Source organism: Actinoplanes italicus, assembly GCF_003001815.1.
Taxonomy (GTDB): Bacteria; Actinomycetota; Actinomycetes; order Mycobacteriales; family Micromonosporaceae; genus Actinoplanes; species Actinoplanes italicus.
The window spans coordinates 18084-36317 of record NZ_PVMZ01000029.1 but is presented as its reverse complement, the minus strand read 5'-3'; the positions used below and the strand labels follow the sequence as shown (position 1 = coordinate 36317).

Annotated in this window: 10 protein-coding genes; 2 read left to right on the top strand and 8 right to left on the bottom strand. The window is 69.9% G+C overall.

Annotation, left to right across the window (positions count from 1 at the left end; translation table 11 throughout):
• Nucleotides 1–33 precede the first annotated feature (33 nt).
• The 8 genes from CLV67_RS44350 to CLV67_RS44315 all read right to left on the bottom strand — a co-directional run bounded on the left by CLV67_RS44350 (nt 34) and on the right by CLV67_RS44315 (nt 15063).
• A complete protein-coding gene (locus tag CLV67_RS44350) occupies nt 34–6399 on the bottom strand; it encodes an RHS repeat-associated core domain-containing protein (protein ID WP_106329835.1) in 6366 nt (2121 codons plus the stop codon).
• A 5-nt stretch (nt 6400–6404) separates the two neighbouring features.
• Nucleotides 6405–9956, bottom strand: coding sequence for a LamG-like jellyroll fold domain-containing protein (locus CLV67_RS44345; RefSeq protein ID WP_146169543.1), 3552 nt, complete (start codon nt 9954–9956; stop codon nt 6405–6407).
• Nucleotides 9957–10083: 127 nt separating this feature from the next.
• Nucleotides 10084–11067, bottom strand: coding sequence for a phosphotransferase family protein (locus tag CLV67_RS44340; RefSeq protein WP_106329831.1), 984 nt, complete (start codon nt 11065–11067; stop codon nt 10084–10086).
• A gap of 9 nt (nt 11068–11076) precedes the next feature.
• Nucleotides 11077–11520 carry an Lrp/AsnC family transcriptional regulator gene (locus CLV67_RS44335; RefSeq protein WP_106329829.1) on the bottom strand — a complete coding sequence of 148 codons (444 nt, stop codon included), beginning with the start codon at nt 11518–11520 and terminating at the stop codon, nt 11077–11079.
• Nucleotides 11521–11566: 46 nt separating this feature from the next.
• Nucleotides 11567–12388, bottom strand: coding sequence for a hypothetical protein (locus CLV67_RS44330; protein WP_106329827.1), 822 nt, complete (start codon nt 12386–12388; stop codon nt 11567–11569).
• Nucleotides 12389–12426: 38 nt separating this feature from the next.
• A complete protein-coding gene (locus tag CLV67_RS44325; protein WP_106329825.1) occupies nt 12427–13566 on the bottom strand; it encodes an acyl-CoA dehydrogenase family protein in 1140 nt (379 codons plus the stop codon).
• 19 nt (nt 13567–13585) lie between these two features.
• Entirely contained in the window at nt 13586–14242 is a 657-nt protein-coding gene (locus tag CLV67_RS44320; protein ID WP_106329824.1) for a response regulator, read from the bottom strand.
• Nucleotides 14239–15063 (bottom strand): sensor histidine kinase, encoded by an 825-nt coding sequence (locus CLV67_RS44315; protein WP_106329822.1) that lies wholly within the window; start codon nt 15061–15063, stop codon nt 14239–14241. Before CLV67_RS44315 ends, CLV67_RS44320 begins: the two co-directional genes overlap by 4 nt.
• Before the next feature lie 142 nt (nt 15064–15205).
• Between CLV67_RS44315 and CLV67_RS44310 the strand changes: the two genes are divergently transcribed.
• Together CLV67_RS44310 and CLV67_RS44305 are read left to right on the top strand one after the other, a co-directional pair.
• On the top strand, nt 15206–15895 hold the full coding sequence (locus CLV67_RS44310; protein ID WP_106329820.1) for an ABC transporter ATP-binding protein: 690 nt from the start codon (nt 15206–15208) through the stop codon (nt 15893–15895).
• The gene (locus CLV67_RS44305; RefSeq protein ID WP_106329818.1) at nt 15892–18225 is read left to right on the top strand and encodes an ABC transporter permease; all 2334 of its coding nucleotides are present in this window, start codon (nt 15892–15894) and stop codon (nt 18223–18225) included. The genes CLV67_RS44310 and CLV67_RS44305 overlap by 4 nt, the downstream gene beginning before the upstream one ends.
• Nucleotides 18226–18234 lie beyond the last annotated feature (9 nt).

Below are 18234 nucleotides of genomic sequence, written 5' to 3'. Positions count from 1 at the left end.
CCAAGCCGAGCGCATCGATTTCAGGCTCTGGCACTAGCAACTCTCAAACCAGTCGAAGCCGGTGCAGTCAAGATCGTCACTGAGCTCCTGCAGCGGAGCATCCACCGCCCCCATTACTTGAATCTCACGTAGCGGCTTGTATTTCCGCTTGTCGGCATTGCCCATATACCCCGCCATAGCGCTCTGGATCAAGCCGGCATCGTCGTCCTCGTCCGTCCAGAAGTACACCCGAACCGCATGCTGCTTGTTGGCGGATCTGATGTGATCCATGTAGTTGTCGCGATCATGGACATCGACCGATTTGAACTCCGAGCGAACGTCGTCGACGTAGGCGTCGAAAGCCCTGTTGTTCGGGTTCGTGATCGTCATGAGCTTCTCATCGCGGGACTCGACGGTGCTTCCACGCATCGCCAGCTCGAAGGCGATCTTGAACTCGACGTCATTGAAGGCGACATTGCCCTTGGCCTCCTCGCCCGGCTCGTGCCGACCCTCATCGATGTTCTCGAGAGCCTTGTCGACCAGGTACTCGACCATCTTGTCCTCGGTCCAGTCCTCGACCACCTCACCGAGAAGTCTCAGCAGTCCATTACCTCGTTGACCACTGGACCGCATGCTCTTGTCGACGTCCACCAGCTCCTCCAGCCGGGCGCGAATTCCGAACTGCCCCTCCATGATCTGCCGCTTGCGGAGCTGGCGGATGCGGTCCCTCTCGGCATTGTTGGCGGTGGCCCGGCGTTCCTCAGCGTCGGACGACCAAGGGTTCTTCTTGTGGCCGTCCTTGTTCCTGTCCAGCTGTCCGCCGGTGTTGTTCGGCGGCAGCTCCTCGTCGTAGGCACCGATGGGCTTGAGACCGGTCGGGTCGCTCAGCGTCACCGGGGAGTGGTTGGCGTAACCGTAGCCGTGCATCTGAACCGGGTCGTTGAAGTCGACGACCGGATCCACCGAGACGAAACGGCCGATGACCGGGTCGTACTGGCGGGCCCCCAGATGGGTGAGGCCGGAGTTGTCGAGCGTGCCGCCGACCAGGCCCTTGTCCATGGCGGCCGGCCAAGCGGTGCCCGTGGTGGCGCCACGAGCATTGCCGTACGGGTCCTGGCGACGCAGTGAGAACGCCTGACTGGCGGCCTCGATCGCGACCTTCGCGGTGCCCTGGTGATCGCCGGACAGCCACGTGACACCGGTCAGGGTCCGCATGGCGACGGTACGACCGGCGTGCTGGTAGTAGCGGGTGCAGCTCTGCCGCTGGCCGCTCGTGTTGACGCGCAGTTCCTGGCCCGGCAGGTAGAGCGTCGAACCGCCCGGATCCTTGCGGATGAGCCGGTTGCCGGCACCGTCGTACAGGTACGTGGTGACGCCGGTGGAGTCCGTGCTCTTGATCAGCTTGCCCTCGGTGTTCCACTCCAGGGACTGCGTCCCCGTGGCCGCCGGCCGGCTGAGAGTGTTGCCGTTGTCGTCGTAGGCGTAGGACGACGTCTTGGTGCCGCCGGAGTCGGTGACCGCGACGCTGCTCAGAGCGTGCGGCAGGTCGGCCGACGGCGCCGGGTAGGTGTACTTCGTCGTACGCTCGCCCGCCGAAGTCCGGTGTTCGATCTGGGTGTCACGGTTGCCCGCGGCGTCGAAACGCCACGAGGTCCAGTACGGCGCGGGTCCGGTGAGGTTCGCGACCGTGGGATCGGCGGCGCAGTCGGTGGCGTTCGGGGTCCACGCCTCGGTCAGCCGCGCCAGGTGGTCGTAGCGGAAACACTGACGCTCCGCACCGGCGGTGGCCGACGACTCTGCGGCCGAGGTGACGTTACCGGCCTCGTCGTACCCGAAATAGACGTCCGAGACCGTCGCCGGGTTGACCTCCCTCGTGGTCCAGATCCGATTGAGTCGCCGGGTCTTCTCCTCGTAGTAGTTGCCGATCTGGGTCACCCGGCCGCTCGCGTTGCGCAGCGACATCAGCCCGACCTCACCGAACGCGGTGTAGTCGGTCGAGACCACGTAGCTGGAACCGAGCGTGGTGGCCAGGGTCGTGGGCAGACCCGTGTGCTGGTATCCGTTGGTGAGCGTCTCGACGCCGAGACCGCCGGTACCGCCGATGGCGGGCATCCGGGTGGTCGCCGTCGAGCCGTCGGCCTTGTACGACGTCTGGTACTCGTAGGTGCCGGCCAGCCCGGCCTCGGTGGACGGGATGGTGATCGTGTTCTTCGTCGGCCGCCCGGCACTGTCCAGCGCGGTGACGGCCTTCTTGTACGCGGCTCCGGTTGCTCCGCCGGCATACCGGGTGCTGGAGGTCTCGACACCCCGCGAGATGCTGTTGCCCGCGGTGTCGAGCACCTCGTCGTAGCCCCAGGCCGCCAGTTGCCTGGCGGGAGTCGCCTCGGTGCCGTCGAACAGCCCCGTCCGGCGCCCCAGCAGGTCGCTGTAGGCGTAGGTGAGACTGCGCTGCTCGGCGTCGGTGACCGTGGTGACCCGGCCCTCGTCGTCGAACCTGGTCGTCGTCAGGCCCTTGTCCGGGTCGTCGGCGGAGGTCTGCCGGCCGCGGAGGTCGTAGCCGAACGTCCAGACCGTCTCGGCGGTTTCCGTGGCCTTGACCCGGACCGCCGTCTGCTTGCCCTTGCGGTCGTATTCGTAGGTCGTGCGGTCGTATCCGCCGGTCAGGTCGCGGTTGTGGTACTGCCGGCGCTCAACGGTGTTCCCGGCGGCGTCCACGACCGTCGCGGTCGCGGTGCCGCCCCTGGGCGGGATCACCGTCGTCCGGTCACCGGTGTGCCGCGTCGAGGTGCGCCAGGTCTCGGTGAGGCGGCTGTACTGCACCTGCTCGGTGGCGCGTCCGGCCCCGTCGAAGAACGTCCGGTTCCAGATGTCGATCCGGTCGTGCCCGTCCGAGGGGAGCCAGACCGCGCGTTCCACCGGCTTCGTCGTCTCGTGGTACGGCCCCCAGCTGAGGTAGGCACGACCGGCCGAGTCGTAGAAGGTGTCGGAGACGATGCGCCCGGCGGTCGCCGAGGTGTACTGGCGCTGCCGTACCCGCAGGAGCGCGTCATAGAACTCGATCGTTGTGGTCTGCGCGCCGGCCGGGTTGAGTGTCTTGGTCTCGACCCAGCTCGCCTCGGTGTTGTTGATCCCGTAGGCGTGTTCGTAGTTGGGTGTCGCGCTCAGGCTGCGGCCGGGCAGCCAGACGTGGGTCAGCCGGCCGAGTCCGTCGTACTTCTTCGTGGTGGTCCGCTTGTTGACGTCGATGACCGCGGTCGCGTTACCCATCGGGTCGACCTCGGTCGTGTCCGTCCACAGCGCCGGGTTCGTGACGACCACCTTGGTGACCGGGCCACCCGCCGACGGTGTGTAGGCGGTCCCGGTGCGCCGGTCGGCGACGTCCCACATGTCGGTGATGCGGCCGTAGTCGTCGTACGCCATGGTCTTGGTCTCGAGGTACTGCGGGGTGTTGTTCGCCCAGCTCTTCAGTTCCTCGATCCGCGTCGGCTCGCCCTGAACGGGGGCGACGCCCCAGTCCTCACCGTCGTAGGACGTCCGGACGTCGCCGACCACGTCCTGCTCGGTCAGGATCCGTCCGGTCCTGGTCGCCTCGGTGCAGGTCAGTGCGATCTGGCGGACACGGGAGGGATACGAGGTGAGCCACTTCACGGTGTTGCGTGCGAAGTCGGTGAGCGTGCATCGCTCGTCACCGGTCCGTGCGACGTCGCCGTGGTCGGTGGTTCTGGCCGGTGCCCCGTGGGCGTCGAACTCGTGCTGCGTCCGGGTCCACCGGTCCGGCCGGCCACCGTCCAGCGCCGTCCAGGTACGGGTCTCTCCGACCGAGACGAACCGGGCGTGGATCGTCTGGGTGCCGGTGGTACGCGAGGCGGTCGGGGCACTCATCCACGGAACGTCCATCGCGCCGGAGATCGGGGTGCCGAGGCCGTTGTATGTGATCTCCTCCCGGCGCATGCCGGCGAACTCGTCGAGGTCGTCCAGCTCGGCCTGGTTCTTCGAGTCCGTGATCCTGACGACCTTGGCCCCGCCGTCGGAGTTGAGACGGTCTCCGTGCATGCCGCGGAAGTAGCGGGTCTCGCTGACAGACTGCTCGCCGGCCTCACCGATGGTGGTGCGCACGACGCCATAGCCACGGAACTGGTTCCAGGTACGGCGGTTGGCCTTGGTGAACGCGTCGAGCTCGGAGTAGCGCCAGGCCGCGCCCTCCAGATACGCATACGTGGTCGTCGTCGCGAGCGGGCTCCCGGTCGGACGGGACGTCGCGTCGTTCTCGATGACGTTGTCGACCACGTACTTGTGGAACCAGTCGGTGATCTCCTTGCCGGCCTCCTGACCGAGGTCCTCGGGCGCCCACCGGACGGGGTAGCACCGTTTGGTGTTGGTCTCCGGCGTCGGAAGCGAGCCGGCGACACACTCCGCGGGCTTGTAGTTGACGTCGATCTTGCCGCCGGTCTCGGTCACGATCGTGTCGATGCGGGGCCGCCGCATCGGCCGCAGACCGTTCTGGAGCGCGGTGTCGACCCGGTTGTCCATGGCGACCGGTGTGAAGACGATGTTCGGCACCGTCGTCCGGGTCCCGAGGAGTCCCTCGTGCGCGATCTCCGACAACCAGAGGCTGCCCGGCGTGCCGTCGCCGTTGTCCGGGAAGCTGTGGGTGAGGGTCCACCGTTCCACGTCCCGGTAGTCACCGGCCGCGGCGTTCCAGACCTTGGTCGTGATGCTCTGCAGGCGGCGGTTCGACCAGAAGGTCGGGCTCCAGTTCAGGCACTTCTTCCCGGTGGTGCACTCCAGGTCGGCAGGGGTGTCCTGCCAGTTGGCCTTGTCGGTGCAGTTCGTCACGCACCGGTCCGCCGGGGTGAACACGACCTGCATCGGAGCCTTGGTCGCGGTGAAGACCGTGTCCGTGGCGACACCGGCGACCTTGTCGCGCTGGTGGGTGCCGTACTCGATGCGCTTGAGGTAGCCGTCCCGATCGTACGTCGCCAGATCGGTCTCGGACTTGTTGCGCCCGTACTTGCTCTCGTCCTTGCCGTACCAGTACGACATGGTGTTGCCGTGCGGGTCGACGACGTAGTCGAGGCTCCACCGGTAGGCCTGCATGCAGGAGGAGTCGGCGAAGGCGGTCTTCCGGCACGGCTCGTTCGGGTGGTTGCCGTAGACCGGCGCGGTGAGCACCGAGTTGGTCTCGGCCTTGTCCGTGGTCCAGCCCTGAAGCCGGTTCAGGCCGAAGTGGTACTTCGTGCCGTCGCTCGTGGTGACGATCCAGTGCTCACCCTTGTCACCGTCGGCACCGGCCTCACCGTCGTCGCCGTTGACTGCCCCGATCTTGCGCTCGATGTAGGCACCGTCCTCGCTACGGGAGTGCCACCGCTTGTCGGTGCTGTTGTAGATCAACTCGGCGGACCGCCCGTTGAGCAGCATCGTCGCGTTGTCGGTCTTCCAGCACTGGTCCCACACCTTGGTGGTGTTGTTGTTCTCGCCGGACATGTCCTCGCTGCACGAGGCGTACCGCCGCTCGATGTATCCGGGAGCCCAGTCGAAGCCCTCACCGAACCAGGACGACTGGTTGTTGGTGGAGACGGTCCGCCCGTCCGTCGACTGCGACGAGTAGCTCAGGCCGACCTTCGGCTGCGGGCCGCCCAGGGAGGGCGGTGTGCGCACGTCGTACGACCACGCGAACCCGCCGCTGGATCCACCGTGCGACCACGTGGACGAAGGCGACAGCGAGGTCGCGGCGAAGTCACCGGAGTTGCCCGTTGCACCCGCCGCCATCGCGACGACGGTGCCAGCGGCGGCGAGCCGAACCTCGGCCGACACACCCGACGCGTCCTTCGCGGTGGGCAGCGGCTCGGCACGGCAGTCACCGGCCGGGTCGCAGTCGAGCCGGACCAGCCGGGCACGATCCGCCCAGCCGGCACCGTACGCCGAGGCGACGGCCGTATGGTCGATCCGGACCCGGACCGAGCCGGCCGCCGGTGCACCGTCGGCCGCGGAGAGACGGACCGCCAGAGCGGCTCCGGAGGACTGTGCCCGCGCGCGATCGAGCATCTCGACCCGTACCTTGCCGGGCGGGGCGGCCACCGCCCGGCTCGTCGAGGCCGCGCCGGGGGCGGCAGCGACCGAGACCGGCAGGGATCCGGCCTTGGCCATCCGACCCGCAGCCGTCGCCCGGGCCGTCGCCGAGCCGCCCAGGTCGACGACCGCCGAGGCGGCGGCCGGCCACACCGGCTTCGGCGGGGTGAACTGCTTCACCGGTGCGGGCCTGGTGGTACGGGGCTCGGCCGGGCTGCCCGGCACCGAGAACACGTCCTGGACGTGCTGCTCGGGCCGGTCCGGTTCGGCGGCCCACGCGGGGATCTCGGGGGTGAACGTGCACGCCATCAGGACGGCCAGTCCGGCCGCCACCCGGCGAACGAGGATCATTTTCATCAGAGTCGGCCGTCCGTGGTGGCGTGAAGGCGAGCGACAAGGGTGGGGCTCAACGTCCCGGCAAAGACGCGGACCGCGTCGATGCCACCGGTCCAGAAGTCCGCGTCGTACACGCCCAGATTCGAGCCGTGCCAGCGGTAACGGCCGACGGCGAGTGGGCCACCGGCGTTCCAGCGCGGTGTCCGGGCCGTCGACTTGATCAGCTGACCGTCGACGTACAACCGCATCTGCTGCGCGGGTGCGTCGTAGACGCCGACCAGGTGCACCCAGGTGCCGGTGTCCTCGTCCACCAGAGGCGACGCGCTCTCCGCGTGGAGTACCGGGTCCGACGTGGTCGCGTCCGCGCCCGCCATGGTGAAGGCCCACCGGACACCGGTACCGAACTCGCGCGCTCCCAGGAAGAAACCGCCCTTGTAGGTACCGTCCTGCGAAACGGCGGCCTTGGTGGCGAGTTCCGGTGACGACAGGTTCACCCATGCCGAGGCGGTGAAGGACTGGTCGGTACGGATCACCGGCCCCGACGTGGTCAGGAACCGCTTGTCGGCGAGCCGGACGGAGCCCGCATCACCCTCCTGGTGGCCGACCTCCAGCCACCACTCCTCGTTCACGGCCGGGTTCTCCAGGTCGCGGGGGCTCGGCGTCGGCGCCGAGTCGAATCCGTTGCCGTCCAGATCCCACCGGCCGGACTCGAACACCGCCGCCGCGGCGACCTCGTCCGGGTGCAGCATACGGTTCCACAGGCGAACCTCGTCGATCTCACCTTTGAAGGCACCGACGTTGTAGCCGCCGGCGCCGAGCCGGGTGTACTGCAGCGATTGGCTGTTGATGGGCGGGAGGGGTGCTGATCCCGCGGTGTTGTCCACTCCCACCCGGACGCCGTCGACGTACAGGTCGAGCTTCTTGGTGCCCGCGTCGAGGGTGGCGTACAGGCTTGTCCATACCGACAGCTGCGGCGAGACGACGGAACACACGGTCCGCTTGTTGATCCAGGTCTTCGGTTGGTCGACCACCACCTTCGAGGCGGACTCGGAGGTCTGCACGCACCAGCGGTCGACTGCGGAGTCGTAGAAGAGCGTGAAGTACGCATAAGGCAGGAATTCGCCGAAGCCTCCCTGCCGTCGTGCCTGCTGGAAGACCACTCGGTCCGCCGACTTCGCCGTCAGGCGGACGTTGGCTCCGACGGTCACGTTCTGGGCCGGATTGAAGATCATCGCACCTTCGGCCACACCGTTGACCCCGTCGAAGGTGAAGGCGGAACCACCGTCGCCGGATCCCATGGCCGACTTGGACATGCCGGTGGCGCTCACCGACAGCGTCCTGCCGTTACCGGCCGAGTCCGCGAGCGTCGTCGAACCCGCCGGCTCGTCGAGCTTCCATCGGGCGAACTCCGGCTGAGCGGTGCCGACGAGCATGCTGTAACCGGCGGCCTCGTCGGGCTGCGTCTCGTTGCGGTACTCGGCGCTCGAACGCCCGGCCTGGTCGACGCTCTCCACGTGGAGGACGCGCTGGCCGCCGATGGCGAGGTCGTCGATGTGCAGACCACTCTGCGCCAGCGGCGGGGCGACCTGAACGCTGGTGACCGCTCCTCCGGTCGCCGCGGTCACCTCCACCTTCGCGCCCCCGTCGAACCAGTAGCGATACCTCTTCACATCGGTGACGCCGTTGGGGCCGAACTGGAACTCACCGCTGCTTCCCGCGCTGCCACCGGTGTTGCAGACCGCCGGAACACACTCGGGATAGATCGTGGAGGTCACCGTCGGCGGCTTGGCGGGGCCTGCGCTGTCCACGGTGAACTCACAGGTCGCCGACAGATCCGAGGTGTCGAGGCCGTCGGTGTTCGCGACCCGCATGACATAGGTGACGTTCTCCGTCAGGGGGAACCCGCTCGGAATGGGCTTGATGGCGTAGGTGCCGTTCGTGGCGTCGTCCTGCATGGTCGGGGCGGTGGGGAGGGCCTTGCCCTTCTCCGCGAGGTAGAACTGGGCTCGCAGGGTCCGCTCGGTACCGTCCGGGTCGGTCACCTTCGCCTGAACGTTCGGGAAGTACGGCGTACGCGAGACGAAGACCTGAGGCTGGCCCGATTCGCATCGCTTGCCGCCGACGCTCAACTCGGTGGGCACGTTCGGCTTCGAGTTGTACGTGATCGAGATGTAGGGGTCCTTCTCGCCCTCGGACGAGGAGAACCGCTTCCAGGTCTTCTGGTTGCCGTTGTCCTCGTCCGCCTGGGACGCCCGGATGCCGGTCGTCAGCGTGGAGGCGTTGTTCTCGGCGGCCCACTGGAAGGTGCTCCGGACGTTGGCCGTGACATATCCGTCGCCACAGTTGCCGACTCCGTAGCCCTTCGTCATGGTCGATTCCACGACGGGTTTCCCGGTGCCGCCCCACGCGGGCTGGTTGTCCCAATTCGTGCTGGTGCCGACGCCCCCGGTGATCCACACCTGCCACTTCGCGGCGTCACACGAGTACGACCAGTGGTTCCAGAGGTACATCGTGGCGGCGGTGACCTGCTTGCCGCGCAGGACGCTCGTCGACCAGCGCAGGAAGGAGCGTGCCTTGAAGACGCCACCCTCCTCGACGTAGCCCAGCTTCAGCTCCTTGGACGCCGACTGGTCGCTGTTGAAGCTGTTCTGCACGAAGGCGTCGAAGCCCGGCTTGAGGGTGGGAGCCGGGTCGATCGTCACCGGGTACTTCGTCCTCGGGTCGTTCAGGAAGGACTCCTGAGGCGACAGCGAGAGGGCGGACGTCCGCTCCGCTTTGCGGACGCTCATTCCCACCGGCGCGCGCCGGAGGTTCTCGCCCGACTTCACGCCCGTAGACGCGTCCCACATCTCGGCGGCCGGCACGTGACCGACGTAGCGGCCCTGCGCGTCCCGCAGTTCCAGGCCGCCACCGCTGGTGGCGTGCGGCGTCAGATTCTCCGTACGCCACGGCATGGCCAGACTCTTGACCCCGGCGGCCGCATCCCGGTTCTTGACCACGAGAAACTGCTCGAAGCCGGTACGGGTCACCTCGAGCACGAGGTCGATGCCGGGACGCACCTCCTCGTAGGTCGCCTTGGTGCCCTCGAGATCCGGGTCGGGCAGCGTGCCCTCCCAGCCGAGAGACAGCGCGGCCGGACCGGAGGCGACACGGGCCAGGTCGTGCGTGCCCTCGCCCGCCGCACCCGCCAGGACCAGGCCACGCGGGTGTGCCTTGGGAGCCACCGTTCCGTCGGCACGCTTCTCCAGGCGGAGATCCACGGTCCGCCAGTTGCCCGACTCGTCCCGGAACCGGGACGGACCGACGTGAACATCGGCGGTGAAGCTGCCATCCGGGTTCGCGACCACCCGCGTCGTCTCGGAGCCGAGCGCCTCGACCTCCACGGGCCGGCCGGTCCGGCGGGCCTCCCGAGATGCCACCGTCTCCGGATCGGTGTCCGTGAAAGTGGCGAGTGGGTTCAGCGCGGTGGTTCGCGCCGCGAACGCGTCAGCGGGAAAGGGAACTGCCACGGCGGTCAGAGACAACGCCGTCACGACGGCGAGACATGCCCGCCGTCCAACAAAGTGGATCATGGGCGGGAGTGTATTTCAATACCTCGATCGCCATGGTCCCCGCCCGGAATCGCGGTCAGGTCGCCGGCACCAGGTCAGCCGGACGTGAGCCCGGGGCCCGGCCGGTCCGACGGAACCGGCGGCCGGGTCAGGTGGCGGTGACGAGAGCGACGGCCTCGTCGAGGCGGGCGCGGACCCAGGCCAGGTGGCCAGGGTCGGTCATGACGCGATACTCGGTCTCGATCACCATGATCAGGGCCAGGTAGAGGCCGTAGAGGCGGCGCCTGATCTGCTCGACGGGGGTGAGGGGCGCGTGGCCGTACCCACGCATGAAGGCCTTTGAATCGCCGAAGGCGGGCAGCTCACTGGCGGTGAACCCGGCCTCGATCAGCGGGTCGCCCCAGAAGGCCCGCTCGTGGTCGATGATCGCGACGATCCGGCCGTCGCGGACCATGGCGTTGTTGTCCCACAGGTCCCATTCGACGAAACGCGGCTCGGTCACCTCGTCGAGACTGTCCGCGCGGCTCTCGATCAGGGCCCGCAGCCCGGCATACGAGTGGCCGAGGCCGACGCCGCGGCGTTCGCCGTCGTCGAGGACGCTGCCGATCATCGCGGTGAAGACCGTTCGCCAGCTGTCCGAGCCGGGGCCGGTCAGCGGGCCGAACGCAGTCCCGCGGATGGTGTTCAGCTCGGCCGTCGCCGCGCCGAGCTGCTCCTGGTAGGCGTCGCGCTCGGCCGCCGTGAGGGTGTCGCGGAGCATGCCGAGGTTGTCACCGTCGATGAACGGCATGGCGAACCAGTCGGCGTCGCACAACTCACGGCTGCGGTCGGCGAAGTCGACGGCGGGAACCGGGACCGTCGTGTGCGCGCGGATCAGCTCCAGCGCGGCCAGCTCGGTGGCCATCGCGCCGCGCTCGTACGTCATCACCTCGACGCCGGGCGGCGGGGCGATCTTCAGCACGACGAGGGCGCCGGAGCGCAGCCGGATCCGGTAGGCGACGTTGAACCAGCCGTGGCCCAGCTCGGTGCACCAGTCGGTGGCCGGGCCGGGGACCTCATCGGGGCCGTAGGCGCGCTCGATCATCGCCCGCAGGGTGGCCGGCGTCTGACGGTTCTTGGTCAGGCTCTCCACGACGAGAAGTCAGCCGATGCGGGGCGGGCGATTCTCGTACGGCGTGGACAGCACCACCGTGGTCCGGGTGGTGACGTTCGCGGCCGTACGGATGTCCTGCAGGAGCCGTTCCAGATCGGCGGGGCTCTTCACCCGTACCAGAAGCATGTAGAAGTCCTCGCCCGCCACCGAATAGCAGGAGTCGATCTCGGACAGGTGGGCCAGACGGTCCGGGGCGTCGTCGGGCTGGGACGGGTCGAACGGGCGGATCGCCACGAACGCCGTCAGCGGCAGGTCCAGCGCCTCGTAGGACACCTTGGCCGTGTACCCGTTGATCACACCACGCTGTTCGAGCCGCCGGACACGCTGGTGCACGGCGGAGACGCTGAGGCCCACCCGTTCGGCCAGATCGGTGTACGACAAGCGGCCGTCCGCGGTCAGGGCCGAGATGATCGCCCGGTCGATCTCTTCCACGGCGTCACATTACCGATCGGTCACGTACGGGCCAGCGGCGGACCGGTCAGCACGTGCCGCGTACCTTGTCGAACCCGTGATCGGCGCGCAGCACGTCCTCCGGGTCCCCGTCCGCGCCCGTCCCGGCGACCGGTGTCGCGCCACCCGGTGCGAGCAGGCCCTTGCGGTACGCGTCGCAGTCCATCCACGCGGAGTACGACTCGGCCTGGCGCACCCAGAGGCCCTGGTCGTCCGGGCGCAGGTTCGCGGCCTTCGGCACCTCCCAGAGGATCTCGTCGTGCACGGCCGCGACCGGCGGGTTGCCGGCGTTGAACGCGTACACCCAGACGAAGTTCGTGGTGATCTGGAGCCGGTCGACCCCGTCGCTGCGGGTGCCCGCGACGGTCATCCGACCGCTGACCCGCGGTTGTTCGGCCGGATCGAGCTTCGCGGCCGGGTCGATCCTGGTGGCGATCGACGTGAGCTGCTGGGCGGTGAAGTGCTTCGCGGTCTGGTCGCGGGCGGCCGGGGCCAGCAGTCCGAGGAACCCCGTCATGTCGTGGCCGGTGAGCATCCGCTGGTCCAGCCGGCCGGCGATCATCGCGGCGCGGACCTTGCCGAGCGCGGACCCCACCTCGGCGGCGCTGAAACCGGGAACGGCCGTCGCGGCGGGCAGGGTGATGCCCGCCGCGCCCAGCGGATAGGCCTCGGCCGGCGTGCCGCGCAGCCAGACCGCCGCGGTCACCGGTTCCGAGGCCGTGGCGGCTTCACCGGTCGTTCCCGGCCACGTCCATCCGGTGCGGTGACCGACGGCCACCAGCACCAGGACGGCGACCACCGCGATGCCGACGATCTCCGCGGGCCCGATGACCCGACCGCGCTGCCCCATGACCACTCCCCCGTGTCGGCAGTGATCATAGGGATCGATCAGGCGGTCATGGAACGCGCGATCACCAGTCGCTGGATCTGGTTGGTGCCCTCGACGATCTGCAGCACCTTCGCCTCGCGGAACCAGCGCTCCACCGGGTGGTCGGAGACGTACCCGGCGCCGCCGAGAACCTGCACCGCGTCGGTGGTGACCTTCATGGCCACGTCGGTGGCGAACAGTTTCGCCTTGGCGGCCTCGATGGAGAACGGCCGTCCGGCGTCCTTGAGGCGGGCCGCGTGCAGCAGCAGCGCGCGGGCAGCGGACACCTGGGTGGCCATGTCGGCCAGCATGAAGCCGATGCCCTGGAACTGGGCGATCGGCTTGCCGAACTGCTCGCGCTCCTTCGCGTAACCGGTCGCGTAGTCGACGGCGGCCTGGGCCAGCCCGACCGCGCACGCGGCGATGCCGAGCCGCCCCGAGTCGAGCGCCTTCATGGCGATGGCGAAACCCTCGTTCTCGGTGCCGACCAGGCGTTCGCGCGGGACGCGGGCGCCGTCCAGCACGAGCGCGGCGGGCGCCGACGAGCGCAGGCCCATCAGCTTCTCCGGCGTCTGCGGCAGCAGGCCGACGGTGTCGGCGTCGACGAGCAGGCAGGAGATGCCGCGGGCGCCCGGGCCGCCGGTGCGGCAGAAGATGTTGTAGAAGTCGGCGTGGCCGCTGTGGGTGATCCAGGCCTTCGTGCCGGTCACCACGTATTCCTCGCCTTCGGCGACCGCGCGGGTCGTCAGGGCGGCCGCGTCACTGCCGCCCTGCGGTTCGGAGAGGGCGTACGCCCCGAGCAGTTCCCCGCCCAGCATGTCCGGGAGCATGGCCCGCTGCTTCTCGGTGCCGAACCCGGCGACCGGGAAACAGGACAGGGTGTGCACGCTGACCGCCTCGGCGATGCCCAGCCAGGTCCCCGCCAGGATCTCCAGGACCTGGACATACACCTCGTACGGCTGGGCCGCGCCACCGTCGGCCTCGGGGTAGGGCAGTCCGAGCAGCCCGGAGCGGCCCAGGGTCCGCAGGACCTCGCGGGGGAACTCGCCGCGCGCCTCGAAGTCGTCGGCCTTGCCGGCGAGTTCGCGGGTGGCGATCTCGGTGGTGAGGTCGAGCAGGTCGTGCGCTTCAGGGGTGGGAAGCATGCGATCCACGGTCATACCGGCAGCTTAACGCCCGTTAACCGCTGGGGGTGACAAGGCCGGTCTCGTAGGCCACGACGACCGCCTGGGCGCGGTCGCGCAGATCGAGTTTCGAGAAGATCCGGGCCACGTGCGTCTTCACGGTCGCCTCGCTGAGGGTGAGCGACCCGGCCAGCTCGGCGTTGGACAGGCCGCGGCCCATCAGGGTGAGCACCTCCAGCTCGCGCGGCGTCAGGACGGACAGGTCGCGGTGCACGGCCGGAGTCCCGCCGTCGGCGGCGAACCGCTGCACCAGCCGGCGGGTGATCGACGGGGCGAGCAGGGCGTCACCGGTGCCGACCAGCCGGACCGCGGCGGCCAGGTGGTCGGCGGTCACGTCCTTGAGCAGGAAGCCGCTGGCCCCGGCGGCGAGCGCGGCGTAGACGTACCGGTCCAGGTCGAAGGTGGTCAGCATCAGGATCCGGCAGTCCGCGGAGCGGGCCAGGATCCGCTTGGCCGCCTCGATGCCGTCCATGCCGGGCATCCGGATGTCCATCAGGATCACGTCCGGGCGCAGGCGCCGCTCCGCCTCGACCGCCGCCGCGCCGTCGGCGGCCTCCCCGGCGACCTCGATGCCACGGGCCGTCAGGATCAGCCGGAACCCGGTCCGGATCAGCTCCTGGTCGTCGACGATCAGGACACGCGGGCCGGTCATGAGGCGTCCAGCGGCAGGCGGGCCCGCACCCGGTAACCGCCGCCGAGGCGCCGGCGGGCGTCCAGGTCCCCGCCGTAGACGGTGACCCGCTCGCGCAGACCGGCCAGTCCGCGGCCGGCGCCGTCACCGGCCTGCGATGACGGGACGGCGTCACCGGTGAGCACGCTCGGGCCGGTGGTCAGTACCTCCACCCGCAGGGCGTGCTCGGCGTAGCGGATGGTGACCTCGGCCTTGCCGCCGGAGCCGTGCTTGAGGGCGTTGGTGAGCGCCTCCTGCACGATCCGGTACGCCGTGACGTCGATGCCGGTCGGCAGCGGCCGCGGATCGCCGGAGATCCGCACCTCGACCGGCAGCCCGGCGAACGCGATCCGGTCGACCAGCGGGCTGAGCCGCGCCAGGGTCGGCTGAGGCGCCAGATCGGCCGGGTCGTCGGCGTCGGCGCCGTCGGCGGCCGGGGCCAGCAGGCCCAGCAGGTGCCGCAGCTCGGTCATCGTGTCGCGCCCGGCCCGCTCGACCGCGGCGAGCGCCGCGCCCGCCTCGTCGGGCATCGTGGCCAGGACCTCCCGTGCCGCGCCCGCCTGGACGATCATGACGCTGACGTTGTGGCTGACGATGTCGTGCAGCTCGCGGGCGATCCGTGCGCGTTCCTCGCCGACTGCCGCGTGCGCGGCGGCCTCCCGCTCGCGTTCCAGCAGCCAGCCGCGCTCCCCCAGCGCGCGTTCGTGGCGCAGCCGGGCCCGCCGCAGCGCCACGGCGAGCGCGACGGCGACCGCGAGCGGCACGGCGACCGCGACCGCCACCACGAGCGCCACCGTCTCCATGTCCGACACCCTGTCACGGCGGCGCACCGGGCCGCATCAACCCGGGGCGGGGTCCCGCGTACATCCCGGGGATGACCCCGCGGTGAGATGGGATCCGGAGGTGGATGACCCGCCCGGGTGGTGGTCCGTAGCGTCCCGTCCCATGACGACAGAGACGGTGGTCCGGCTCGACGAGGTGCGCAAGGAGTACGGCGAGACGGCCGCACTGGACGGGGTGTCGCTGACGATCCGCCGGGGTGAGGCGGTCGCCGTGATGGGCCCGTCCGGGTGCGGCAAGTCCACGCTGCTCAACATGATCGCCGGCCTGGACCGGCCCACCGCCGGCGAGGTGCACGTGCACGGCGAGCGCCTGGACCTGATGAACGAGACGAAGCTGGCGCTGTTCCGCCGGCACCACCTCGGCATGATCTTCCAGTTCTTCAACCTGCTCGACGATCTGTCCGCCCTGGACAACGTGGCCCTCGCCGCCCAGCTGACCGGTTCGTCGGCGGCCACCGCGCGGCGCCGGGCCCTGGAGCTCTTCGACGAGCTGGGCATCGCGGGGCGGCGGGACGTCTATCCGGCCGCGCTCTCCGGCGGCGAGCGCCAGCGGGTCGCGGTGGCCCGCGCGCTGATGAACCGGCCCGCCCTGCTGCTGGCCGACGAGCCGACCGGCGCGCTCGACAGCAAGGCCGGCGAGCAGGTGATGGACCTGCTCATCGACCTCAACCAGATCGGGCAGACGCTGCTGATCGTGACCCACGACGAGCGGCTCGCGCACCGCTGCGCCAGCCGTCTCGTGGAGCTGGCCGACGGCCGGATCGCCCGCGAGTCGACCCTGGACCGGGTATGAGTGCCGTGTGGGCGACCGCCCGGGCCGCGGTGCGCCGGCGGAAGCTGCAGACGTTCGTGATCGGGCTGGTGGCGTTGTTCTGCACGGCCACCGTGGTGGTGTCGCTGGCCCTGCTGGACGCCATGTCGGCACCGTTCGATCGGGCCTTCGCGCAGCAGCGTGGCCCGCACGCGGTCGCCGCGTACGACCCGGCGAAGGTGACGGACGCGCAGCTCACCGCGGCGCGCGACGGTGTGGCCGCGGTGGCCGGGCCGTTCGCGCAGGCGACCGTGGAGGGGACCGGCACGGACGGCCCGATGTTCCAGGGGCCGCTGGCCCTGACCGGCCGGGCGGATCCGGGCGGCGAGGTGGACCGGCTCGACCTGTGGCGCGGCCGGTGGGTGTCGGCTCCGGGCGAGATCGTGCTGGCCGCGATCCCGGAGGACGAGACGTCGTTCCGGCTGGGCCCGATGAGTGAGGTCAGGACCGTCACCGCGGACGGTGTGCCGCTGACCGTCGTCGGGTGGGCGTACAGCGTGAGCGCGACCGCCGACGGCTGGGTGACTCCGGAGCAGGCGGTGGCCCTGAAACCGTCCGCCGTTCAGATGCTCTACCGGTTCACCGGGGACGTGTCGACCAGGGAGGCGGTCCAGCAGCGGCTGACCGGGGTGGCCACGGGGCTCCCCGGCGGGGCACTGCTCGCCGCCCAGCCGTACCACGTGGTCAAGGAGGAGGCCGCCGAGACGGCCGGGGTCTACCTGCCGTTCCTCGGCACGTTCGGGATCCTCGGGCTGCTGGTCGCGGTGATCATCGTCGGCAACGTGGTGAGCGGTGCGGTGATCTCCGGGTTCCGGCACATCGGGGTGCTCAAGTCGCTCGGGTTCACCCCGCGCCAGGTGGTCGCCGTCTACCTGACCATGGTCACCGTCCCGGCGTCCGCCGGCGCGGTGCTCGGCACGGCACTCGGTGTGGCGGGGGCGAATCCGCTGCTGAACGAGACGTTCCAGGGCATGGGATACGGCCAGGACACCGGCGTGCAGCCGTGGGTGTGGGTGGCCGGGCTGCTGGGCGTGCCCGCGCTGGTCCTGCTGGCCGCGCTGCTTCCGGCGCTGCGGGCCCACCGCCTCTCCGCCGCCGCGGCGATCAGCGCGGGCAGCGCGCCGCGACGCGGTCGTGGTCTGCGCGTTCAGAGAGCCCTCGGCGGTACGCGACTTCCGCGCTCGGTCAGCCTCGGGCTGGGCCTGCCGTTCGCCCGGCCCGGCCGGACCGCACTGACCCTGGCGTCGCTGCTGCTCGGCGTGACCACGGTGACGTTCACGGCCGGTCTGACCGACTCGCTGCTCGAGGTGTCCCGGATCGACGCGGAGGCCGGCGGAGACGTCGGCGTCCGCCCGGAGCGGTTCGAGGGCCCGAACCGCGACCGGACCAGCTCCACCCGTACCGACCAGGAGGTGGAGGCGCTGCTGCGGAGCACGCCGGGCGCCGCGAAGGTCGGCGCCTCCCGCGGCCGCACCGTGCCGGCGCTCGGCCAGAGCGAACCGGTGCACGTCAACTTCATCCGCGGTGACACGGCTGCCATGGGTTATCAGAAGCAGCTGCTGGAGGGCCGCTGGCTGGACGGGGCGGACGAGGTGGTGGCTTCCGCCGAGCTGCTCAACAAGCGTGGGCTGAAGGTCGGCGACACGCTCACCCTGGAGATCGCCGAGGTCCGGACGACGGTGACGATCGTCGGCGAGACCGTGCAGGGCCTGCCCGGTCCCGGGGCCGGGCTGTTCGCTTCCTGGCGTGACCTCGGCGAGGGCGACCCGTTCGAGTTCTACTACCAGGTCGAGCTGGCCGAGGGCGCGGACCTCGAGGGGTACATGGCGGCGGTGCGGGCGGCCGATCCGGGGCTGACGGTCTGGGACAACAGCGACACCACGGATGTCGCGGTGGTGGTGACGGGTTTCTCCACGGTGCTGGCCGTGCTGCTGGCCATGGTCGCCGCGCTGGGGGTGCTCAACACGGTCGCGCTGAACGTCCAGGACCGCCGCCGTGACCTGGGCATGCTCAAGTCGATCGGGATGACCCCACGGCAGGTGATCGCCATGCTGATCACCTCGATGGCGGCGCTCGGCGTGATCGGCGGGCTGATCGGCATACCGTTCGGGATGGCCGCGCACCGGCTGGTGGTGCCGCTCGCCGCGGAGGCCGCGAAGGTCACCTTCCCGGACTACGTGATGGAGATCTGGGATCCGGTGACGCTGCTGCTGATGGTGGTCAGCGGGGTGCTGATCGCGATCGTGGGGGCGCTGCTGCCGGCTCGGTCGGCGGCCCGGCTGAGCATCGCGCGGGTGCTGCACAACGAGTAGCCCTGTCTC